Origin of the sequence: Streptomyces sp. JW3 (assembly GCF_052216785.1) — a bacterium.
Lineage (GTDB): Bacteria > Actinomycetota > Actinomycetes > Streptomycetales > Streptomycetaceae > Streptomyces.
The window spans coordinates 1-9,137 of sequence record NZ_JBQOUX010000182.1; the positions used below are offsets into that span (position 1 = coordinate 1).

At 71.4% G+C, this 9,137-nt stretch carries 9 protein-coding genes and 1 pseudogene; 7 read left to right on the forward strand and 3 right to left on the reverse strand.

Annotated elements, in window-relative coordinates:
* Window positions 1-223: pseudogene (locus ACTT8P_RS37180) on the forward strand (hypothetical protein); the annotation flags it as partial.
* Window positions 224-227: 4 nt separating this feature from the next.
* Here the strand turns inward: ACTT8P_RS37180 and ACTT8P_RS37185 are convergent.
* On the reverse strand, window positions 228-1,823 hold the full coding sequence (locus tag ACTT8P_RS37185; protein WP_442836217.1) for a Na+/H+ antiporter: 1,596 nt from the start codon (window positions 1,821-1,823) through the stop codon (window positions 228-230).
* 61 nt (window positions 1,824-1,884) lie between these two features.
* On the opposite strand from ACTT8P_RS37185, the gene ACTT8P_RS37190 reads away from it, so the two are divergent.
* The 3 genes from ACTT8P_RS37190 (at window position 1,885) to ACTT8P_RS37200 (ending at window position 3,984) form a co-directional block, all read left to right on the forward strand.
* Complete coding sequence (locus ACTT8P_RS37190; RefSeq protein WP_361161388.1) at window positions 1,885-2,145, forward strand: UBP-type zinc finger domain-containing protein; 261 nt, start codon at window positions 1,885-1,887, stop codon at window positions 2,143-2,145.
* Window positions 2,146-2,431: 286 nt separating this feature from the next.
* The gene (locus ACTT8P_RS37195; RefSeq protein WP_442836218.1) at window positions 2,432-2,845 is read left to right on the forward strand and encodes an anti-sigma regulatory factor; all 414 of its coding nucleotides are present in this window, start codon (window positions 2,432-2,434) and stop codon (window positions 2,843-2,845) included.
* 14 nt (window positions 2,846-2,859) lie between these two features.
* Window positions 2,860-3,984, forward strand: a complete 1,125-nt coding sequence (locus ACTT8P_RS37200; RefSeq protein ID WP_442836219.1) for an RNA polymerase sigma factor SigF — start codon at window positions 2,860-2,862, stop codon at window positions 3,982-3,984.
* Between the two features lie 63 nt (window positions 3,985-4,047).
* Here ACTT8P_RS37200 and ACTT8P_RS37205 read toward each other — a convergent pair whose 3' ends face one another.
* A complete protein-coding gene (locus ACTT8P_RS37205; protein ID WP_442836220.1) occupies window positions 4,048-4,503 on the reverse strand; it encodes a hypothetical protein in 456 nt (151 codons plus the stop codon).
* A gap of 204 nt (window positions 4,504-4,707) precedes the next feature.
* Here ACTT8P_RS37205 and ACTT8P_RS37210 point away from each other — a divergent pair, with 204 nt between their 5' ends.
* Both ACTT8P_RS37210 and ACTT8P_RS37215 read left to right on the forward strand, forming a co-directional pair.
* Entirely contained in the window at window positions 4,708-5,676 is a 969-nt protein-coding gene (locus ACTT8P_RS37210; protein WP_442836221.1) for a diacylglycerol/lipid kinase family protein, read from the forward strand.
* A gap of 318 nt (window positions 5,677-5,994) precedes the next feature.
* The gene (locus ACTT8P_RS37215) at window positions 5,995-6,252 is read left to right on the forward strand and encodes a WhiB family transcriptional regulator (RefSeq protein WP_003973730.1); all 258 of its coding nucleotides are present in this window, start codon (window positions 5,995-5,997) and stop codon (window positions 6,250-6,252) included.
* A gap of 160 nt (window positions 6,253-6,412) precedes the next feature.
* Here the strand turns inward: ACTT8P_RS37215 and ACTT8P_RS37220 are convergent, their stop codons facing one another.
* The gene (locus ACTT8P_RS37220) at window positions 6,413-7,879 is read right to left on the reverse strand and encodes a sensor histidine kinase (protein WP_442836223.1); all 1,467 of its coding nucleotides are present in this window, start codon (window positions 7,877-7,879) and stop codon (window positions 6,413-6,415) included.
* 437 nt (window positions 7,880-8,316) lie between these two features.
* Here ACTT8P_RS37220 and nagB point away from each other — a divergent pair, with 437 nt between their 5' ends.
* Window positions 8,317-9,102: a glucosamine-6-phosphate deaminase gene (gene nagB / locus ACTT8P_RS37225; RefSeq protein ID WP_442836222.1), complete on the forward strand. Its 786-nt coding sequence runs from the start codon at window positions 8,317-8,319 to the stop codon at window positions 9,100-9,102.
* Window positions 9,103-9,137: the final 35 nt, after the last annotated feature.

Genomic DNA, 9,137 nt, shown 5'->3' on the forward strand with positions numbered 1-9,137 from the left:
CCCCCCCCCCCCCCCCCCCGGGCTGGACCTCTTCGCCGCCGACTTCGAACACCGGCACGGGCTGCCCGTGGAGCGGCTCTATGTCGCCAAGACGCTGCACGCCCTGCTCACTCTCACCGAGGAGGGCGCCTTCCCGCGCGGGACCACGCTGGCCGCGGTGGTCACCGGCCGTCCGTTCCCCGAGCGGCCGTTCCCCGACCGCCCGTTCCCCGAGCGCCGGTGAGTGCTCACGCGGTCTCCCGGTACGCCGCCGCCTCCTCCAGGTCCAGCCGGCGCAGCAGCGTGCGCAGCATCTCGTCGTCGATGTACCGGCCGTCCCGGAGCTTGACGAAGACCTCGCGCTCGGCACCGATCATCTCCCCGGACAGCCGCCGGTAGGTGTCGTCGACGGTCTCCCCGGTGACGCTGTTGACCTGGCCGAGCCGCTCCCAGACGGCGTTGCGGCGGCGTTCCAGGACCGTGCGCAGCCGCTCGGCGAGCGGTCCGGGCAGGGCGTTGCGCGGGTCGGTGAGCAGGTCGTCCAGGCGCTGTTCGGCGACCCGGGACGCCTGTGCCTGGGCGTTGGCCTCGGCCAGCGTCTCGGCCTGGACGTCGTGGCCGGGGAACTTCAGCAGCCGGATCAGCGGCGGCAGGGTCACGCCCTGCACCACCAGGGTGCCGATGACGGTGGTGAAGGTGAGGAACAGGATGAGGTTGCGCTCGGGGAAGGGTTCGCCGCCGTGCACGGTGAGCGGGATGGAGAAGGCGATGGCCAGGGAGACCACGCCGCGCATGCCGGCCCAGGCGATGACGAAGGGCTGTTTCCAGGTCGGGTTCTCCTCGCGGGCACGCACGCGTGCCGACAGGAGGCGGGGCAGGAAGGTCGCCGGGTACGACCACACGAACCGCGCGGCGACCACCACCAGGAAGAGCGCGAGCGCGTACCAGGCGGCCTCGATCCCCTCGTAGGCGCCGAGGCCCTTGAGGACCACGGGGAGCTGGAGGCCGATCAAGGCGAACACGGCCGACTCCAGGACGAAGGCGACCATCTTCCACACCGCGTCCTCCTGGAGGCGGGTGGCGAAACCGACCTCCCACGCGCGGTGGCCGAGGTACAGCGCGACGACCACGACCGCCAGCACCCCGGAGGCGTGCACCTGCTCGGCCGCCGCGTAGGCGACGAACGGGATGAGCAGGGAGAGGGTGTTCTGGAGCAGCGGTTCCTTCAGCCGGGTGCGCAGCCAGTGCAGCGGCACCATGAGGATCAGTCCGACGCCGACGCCGCCGACCGCGGCGATCAGGAACTCGCCGATGCCGCCGGCCCAGGTGGCGCCCTCGCCGACCGCCGCGGCGAGCGCCACCTTGTAGGCGGTGATGGCGGTGGCGTCGTTCACCAGGGACTCGCCCTGGAGGATGGTGGTGATCCGGGAGGGCAGTCCGACCCGGCGGGCGACCGCCGTGGCGGCCACGGCGTCCGGCGGCGCCACCACCGCGCCGAGCACCAGGGCGGCGGTCAGCGGCAGCCCCGGCACGATCAGGTAGGCGGCCCAGCCGACCACGAAGGTCGCGAACAGCACGTAGCCCACGGAGAGCAGGGCGACCGGCCGCACCTGGGCGCGCAGGTCCAGGTAGGAGCTGTCGGTGCCCGCGGTGTACAGCAGCGGGGGCAGCAGCAGCGGCAGTACGACGTGCGGGTCGAGGGTGTAGTCGGGCACGCCGGGGACGTAGCTGACCGCCAGTCCGGCGGCGACCAGCAGCAGCGGCGCCGGCACCGGTGTGCGCCGGCCCGCCGCGGCGACCGCCGCACTCCCCGCCACCAGCAACAGCAGCGGCATCACGTCCATGGTCCCGGCCCACCCTTTTCCTCCGCGCGGTCTTCCGCACGCCCGTCGTAACCTGGCAATCATGAAACAGTGCACGCATGCCGACGCGCTGCCGCACCCGGAGCCGGAGCCGCTGAGCGAGACCTGCCCGGAGTGCCTGGCCGACGGCACGGACCCGGTGCAGCTGCGGCTGTGCCTCACCTGCGGTCACGTCGGCTGCTGCGACTCCTCCCCGAAACGGCATGCCACGGGGCATCATGAACAGACCGGGCATCCCGTGATGCGGACCTTCGAGCCGGGCGAGAACTGGCGCTGGTGCTTCGTCGACCACGTGCTCGTGTAGCCACGCAAGGGCAACAGGAAGGTACGGTTCGACCACCTGACGTCTGGGTACGTCAACCCGGCGCGCGCTCTTCCGATTTGGACCCGCCCAACCCCTAGCCACTGTGCGTGTTCACGTGTTTACTATGAGTGACAGCAAGGGGTTGGGGTCTCGGGGACAGGAAAGTACGGAGCGCGATAACGTCACCGCTGAACGACTGAGAACCACTGAACCACGTATCGCGTCACCGCGTTACCCGAGGGGTGACCCTCGGCCCTGAAACGCTTGTACCACCTTGGAGGTGAGGGTGTCCCAGATCGCAGGCGAGCCCGCGACCCAGGACTTCGTGGAAGTCCGGCTGCCGGCCGCGGGGGCCTACCTGTCGGTGCTGCGTACGGCGACGGCCGGCCTCGCGGCCCGTTTGGACTTCACCCTCGACGAGATCGAGGACCTGCGCATCGCGGTGGACGAGGCCTGCGCGATCCTGCTTCAGCAGGCCGTGCCCGGCTCCGTGCTCAGCTGCGTCTTCCGCCTCGTCGACGACTCGCTGGAGGTCACCGTCTCGGCACCGACCACGGACGGCCACGCGCCCGCGCGGGACACCTTCGCCTGGACCGTGCTGTCCGCGCTGGCGGGCAAGGTCTCCTCCGCCGTCGACGAGGACGACACCGTGTCGATCAGCCTCTACAAACAGCGCGGCGCGGGACCCGGGCCGGCGTGAGGGAGGACGGGCCGGTGCGGGACGAAGAGCGCGGCACGCGGGAGCTGCCGGCCGAGGGCACACGTTCTCCGAGCGGGGCCCGCGGCAGGGCGGCCGGCATCGACGGCATCCCCGAGCAGGCCCGTCCGCATCCCGAGGACGCCGGTGTCCGGTCCGGCCTCGCGGGCGGCGGGCAGCGGGCCGGGGAGCCGGACGACGCCGTGCAGAGCGTGCCTTCGGACGGGCGGGGCGGGGGCGATCCCGTCCTGCCCGGCCGATCGGAGGCGAGGGCTCCGGAAAGGGCTACGGGCGGGACCATGAGCGAGCACGAGCGACACTCCGAGGACGAGGTGCCCGGCGCGCGGAGCGTGCCGGCGCAGCACGGCCGGCACGACCGGCACGACCCCCAGGACCGCAGCGGGGCGCGGGCCCTGTTCGCCGACCTGCGCCGCATGGACGACGGCAGCGCCGAGTACGCGGAGCTGCGCAACCGGCTGGTGCGCATGCACCTGCCCCTGGTCGAGCACCTCGCCCGCCGCTTCCGCAACCGCGGCGAGCCGCTCGACGACCTCACCCAGGTCGCCACCATCGGGCTGATCAAGTCGGTCGACCGGTTCGATCCGGAGCGCGGCGTGGAGTTCTCCACGTACGCGACCCCGACGGTCGTCGGCGAGATCAAGCGGCACTTCCGCGACAAGGGCTGGGCGGTGCGGGTGCCGCGCCGGCTCCAGGAGCTGCGGCTGTCCCTGACCACGGCGACGGCCGAGCTGTCCCAGCTGCACGGCCGCTCCCCCACCGTGCACGAGCTGGCCGAGAAGCTGGCCATCTCGGAGGAGGAGGTGCTGGAGGGCCTGGAGTCCGCCAACGCGTACTCCACGCTGTCGCTGGACGTCCCGGACACCGACGACGAGTCCCCGGCGGTCGCCGACACCCTCGGCGCGGAGGACGAGGCGCTGGAGGGGGTGGAGTACCGGGAGTCGCTCAAGCCGCTCCTGGAGGACCTGCCGCCCCGGGAGAAACGCATCCTGCTGCTGCGCTTCTTCGGCAACATGACGCAGTCGCAGATCGCGCAGGAGGTCGGCATCTCCCAGATGCACGTGTCCCGGCTGCTGGCCCGCACGCTGGCCCAGCTGCGGGAGAAGCTGCTGGTCGAGGAGTAGGCCGAGAAGCAGACCGACGAGCGAGCCGGGGAGCGAGCCGGGGCGTGGGCCCCGCCGGCGCCGTTACCGCGGCGGCCGGCCGGGGCCCCTGATGCCGAGGGCCCGGGTGGTCTCGGGGTTGACGAGCAGCACCAGCGCCGCGACGGCCACCGCGGCCAGCGCGATGCCCCCGGGGATCGCCATGCTGTCGGCCTGCAGCAGGTTGTAGGCCACCGGCAGCGCCATGATCTGCGTGATCACCGCCGGGCCCCGGCTCCAGCCGCGCCGGGCGAGCAGCCCGCGGGCGGCGAGCAGCGGCAGCAGGGCCAGGACGATCAGGGTGACGCCGCCGGTGACCGCCTGGGTGCGGTCGTCGGGGTGGCCCGTGAGACCGCCGACGAGCATCCAGACGCCGCCGGCGACGAGCGCGAGGCCCTCCAGACCGGCGAGCGCCGCGGCGGCGGTCAGCCGGGCGGGACGGTCGCCCGGCTCCTCGGCGGGGGCGGCTCCATCGGTACGGGGGTTCTGCTCGCTGCTCACCCCAGCAGGGTAGCCCGCACCGCGGGGCCACTCGGTGGCGAGGTTCCGGTGACCCCGCCCGACCACGCGATGCCGGGACCCCTGCCGATGCCGGGGCGCCCCCGGTCCCGCGCCCGCGCGCCCGTGGTGAGGTTCACGTCGGTCAGGTGTCCTGATCCACCGATCGGTCTGGGCCCGGTACCACCCAGTAGGTACGCTCGTCCCATGCGTGCACTTCTCGTGGTCAACCCGGCGGCAACCACCACGAGCGCGCGCACGCGCGACGTACTGATCCACGCGCTCGCCAGCGAGATGAAGCTGGAGGCGGTCACCACCGAGTACCGCGGGCACGCCCGTGACCTGGGCCGGCAGGCCGCGCAGAGCGACGACATCGAGCTGGTGGTGGCGCTCGGCGGCGACGGCACGGTCAACGAGGTCGTCAACGGCCTGCTGCACGCCGGCCCCGACCCCGACCACCTGCCGCGCCTCGCGGTCGTCCCCGGCGGTTCCACCAACGTCTTCGCCCGCGCCCTCGGCCTGCCCAACCACGCGGTGGAGGCCACCGGCGCCCTGCTGGACGCGTTGCGCGAGGGCAGCGAGCGGACCGTCGGGCTGGGGCTGACGTCGGGCACCCCGGGGACCGAGGACGAGGCGGTGCCGTCCCGCTGGTTCACCTTCAACGCGGGCCTCGGCTTCGACGCCGGCGTGGTCGGCCGGGTCGAACAGCACCGCGAGCGGGGCCGGAAGTCCACCCACGCGCTCTACGTCCGCCAGGTGCTGCGCCAGTTCTTCGGCGAGGCGCACCGGCGGCACGGGACGATCACGCTGGAGCGGCCGGACGCCGACCCGGTGACCGATCTGGTGCTCTCCATAGTCTCGAACACCTCGCCGTGGACCTTCCTGGGCAATCACCCGATGTACGCGTCACCTAAGGCCTCGTTCGATAAAGGGCTCGACGTACTCGGTCTGAGCCGCATGACGACGACCGCGGTCGCCCGGTATGGCACCCAGTTGCTCACTTCGTCCCCTGAGCGCGGACCCCACGGCAGACACGCGGTCTCGCTGCACGACATGTCCGAGTTCACCTTGCATTCGAAGGTCCCGCTCCCCCTCCAGATGGACGGTGACCACCTGGGGCTGCGTACGAGCGTGACGTTCACAGGCGTACGCCGTGCACTGCGTGTGATTGTGTGAGCAGAAGCGGCGAAAGTCCTTTCACTCGAACGTTTAGGCCACGGTCCACCCCTTAGAAGTACGGCTGTGACCTAGTCGACACCGAAGAATCAAAAAAAACTTTCCGGAAGGGGTTGTATCCGCCGCTGAGGTTTGCGAGTCTCTACGTGGCGATCGGGACGGCCCGCAACATCGGCCTCCACAGATCACCGGAACCCCTCTTCAAACCAAGGACCACGCCAGGGAACCTGGCAGTCGGCCCTTCCCTTGTTGAGGGATTCGTGAAAGCGTTCACATTCACAAGCAATCTGCATGTAATACCAAGGAGAGGTAGCAGCCATGGACTGGCGTCACCGCGCCGTTTGCCGCGAGGAAGACCCCGAGCTCTTCTTCCCCATCGGCAACACCGGTCCTGCGCTGCTGCAGATCGAGGAAGCCAAGGCCGTCTGCCGTCGCTGCCCGGTTATGGAGCAGTGCCTGCAGTGGGCGCTCGAGTCCGGTCAGGACTCCGGCGTCTGGGGTGGTCTCAGCGAGGACGAGCGTCGTGCCATGAAGCGCCGCGCCGCCCGCAACCGGGCCCGTCAGGCCTCCGCCTGACACACCCGCCCCGCGACAGCCTGAGCTTGGCGGCGCGTACAGCGAGTACGCATCCCCCCGCCCCCGAGCCGCAGCGCGCAGTACCCCGCAGCGAGCACTGGCCCCGGATCACCGTCGATCCGGGGCTTTTTGCTGTCCCGCACCGGACATGGCCGACCGGCTACTTCTGCGAGCGCACCGGCAGGTCGAGGATCACCCGGGTGCCGCCGCCGGGGGCCGGCACCATGTCGAAGGAGCCGCTCAGCTCGCCCTCCACCAGCGTGCGGACGATCTGGAGGCCGAGGTTGCCCGAGCGGTGCGGGTCGAAGTCGGCGGGCAGACCGACCCCGTCATCCTGGACGGTGACCAGCAGCCGGGCCTCCTTCGACGTGCCGCCGCGCACCGCGGAGACCTCCACCGTGCCGGTGTCGCCCTCTCGGAAGCCGTGCTCCAGCGCGTTCTGGAGCACCTCGGTCAGCACCATCGACAGCGGGGTCGCCACCTCGGCGTCCAGGATGCCGAAGTGACCGGTGCGCCGGCCGGCGACCTTGCCCGGCGAGATCTCGGCGACCATCGCCAGCACCCGGTCGGCGATCTCGTCGAACTCCACCCGCTCGTCCAGATTCTGGGACAGCGTCTCATGCACGATGGCGATCGAGCCGACCCGGCGGACCGCCTCCTCCAGCGCCTCGCGCCCGCGCTCGGACTCGATGCGGCGGGCCTGGAGCCGGAGCAGGGCGGCGACCGTCTGGAGGTTGTTCTTCACCCGGTGGTGGATCTCCCGGATGGTGGCGTCCTTGGTGATCAACTCGCGCTCGCGGCGGCGCAGTTCCGTGACGTCCCGCAGCAGCACCAGCGAACCGATGCGGGTGCCCTTGGGCTTGAGCGGGATGGCGCGGAACTGGATCACGCCGTCGGCGGCCTCGATCTCGAACTCGCGCGGCGCCCAGCCGCTGGCCACCTTGGCCAGCGCCTCGTCCACCGGCCCGTGGGTCGGGGCGAGTTCGGCGGTGGTGCGGCCGAGGTGATGGCCGACCAGGTCGGCGGCGAGGCCCATGCGGTGGTAGGCCGACAGGGCGTTCGGCGAGGCGTACTGGACGATGCCGTCGCCGTCGACCCGGATCAGGCCGTCGCCGACGCGCGGCGAGGCGTCCATGTCGACCTGCTGGTTCTCGAACGGGAAGGCGCCCGCCGCGATCATCTGGGCGAGGTCGGAGGCGCTCTGGAGGTAGGTGAGTTCGAGGCGGCTCGGGGTGCGCACGGTCAGCAGGTTGGTGTTGCGGGCGATCACGCCGAGCACCCGGCCCTGGCGCCGGACCGGGATCGACTCGATGCGGACCGGGACCTCCTCGCGCCACTCCGGGTCGCCCTCGCGCACGATCCGGCCCTCGTCCAGGGCGATGTCCAGCATGGGGCGCCGGCCGCGCGGGACGAGGTGGCCGACCATGTCGTCCTGGTACGAGGTGGGGCCGGTGTTCGGCCGCATCTGGGCGACGGAGACGTACCGGGTGCCGTCGCGGGTGGGGACCCACAGGACCAGGTCGGCGAAGGAGAGGTCGGAGAGGAGCTGCCACTCCGACACCAGCAGATGGAGCCACTCCAGGTCGGAGATGTCGAGAGCGGTGTGCTGGCGTACGAGTTCGTTCATGGAGGGCACTCAGTGAGCGTACCCGGAGCCCCCCGGAGCACCCGCGGGCCGCGGCGCCTGGGAGGGACCCTCAACCCTCCCGGCACCGCAGCCCGGAGCAACCACGGCCGTGGGGTGTGCGGTCCCGGTCGGCCGAAGGTCGAGGAGCCGGAGCAGTCAGGGCAGAGAGCCTCGGATCCTCGGTCCGCCCTCCTGTGCGGGGAGAGCGGAAGCATGATGTTCATTCTGGACTAGACCACTAGGGGTGTCCATGCATCGGAACGGGTCAGTCGTTGTCGGTTTCCCACGACTGCTCGGACGTCCGAGCAGTCGGCAGCAGCCTAGCCCGGACGGGGCAAGCGCGGGACCGGTAAGGGTCCACTCTGTTAGATTGGCCCGAGGATTGGTCTAAACCACAGGCGCCACAGAACGGCTAAACCACAGAACGGCAGGCCAGCGTGGAAGTTGTCATCGTTCCGGACGCCAGGGCGGGCGGCGAGCTGATCGCCGAGGCCATGGCGCAGCTGCTCAGGCGCACGTCCGACGCCCTGCTCGGGGTGGCCACCGGCTCGACGCCGCTGCCCGTGTACGAGGCGCTGGCGGCGAAGGTGCGCGCGGGTTCGGTGGACACCGCGCGGGCCCGGATCGCCCAGCTCGACGAGTACGTGGGGCTGCCGGCCGACCATCCGGAGTCGTACCGGTCGGTGCTGCGGCGCGAGGTGCTCGAGCCGCTCGGCATCGGCATGGACGCGTTCCTGGGGCCGGACGGCACGGCGGCGGACGTCCAGGCGGCGTGCGCGGCGTACGACCGGGCGCTGGCCGGGGCCGGCGGGGTCGACCTCCAGCTGCTGGGGATCGGCACCGACGGGCACATCGGCTTCAACGAGCCGTGCTCCTCGCTGGCCTCGCGGACCCGGATCAAGACGCTGACCGAACAGACCCGGGTGGACAACGCGCGGTTCTTCGACGGTGACATCGCGCAGGTGCCGCACCACGTGATCACGCAGGGCATCGGCACCATCCTGGAGGCCCGGCACCTGGTGCTGCTGGCCACCGGCGAGGGCAAGGCCGACGCGGTCGCGGCGACGGTGGAGGGACCGGTGGCGGCGGTGTGCCCGGCCTCGGCGCTCCAGCTCCACCCGCACGCCACCGTCGTGGTCGACGAGCCGGCCGCGTCCAAGCTGAAGCTGGCCGACTACTTCCGGCACACCTACGCCAACAAGCCGGAGTGGCAGGGCATCTGAGGCCCCCGTACGTATGTGAAGGCGGCGGGCCCGAG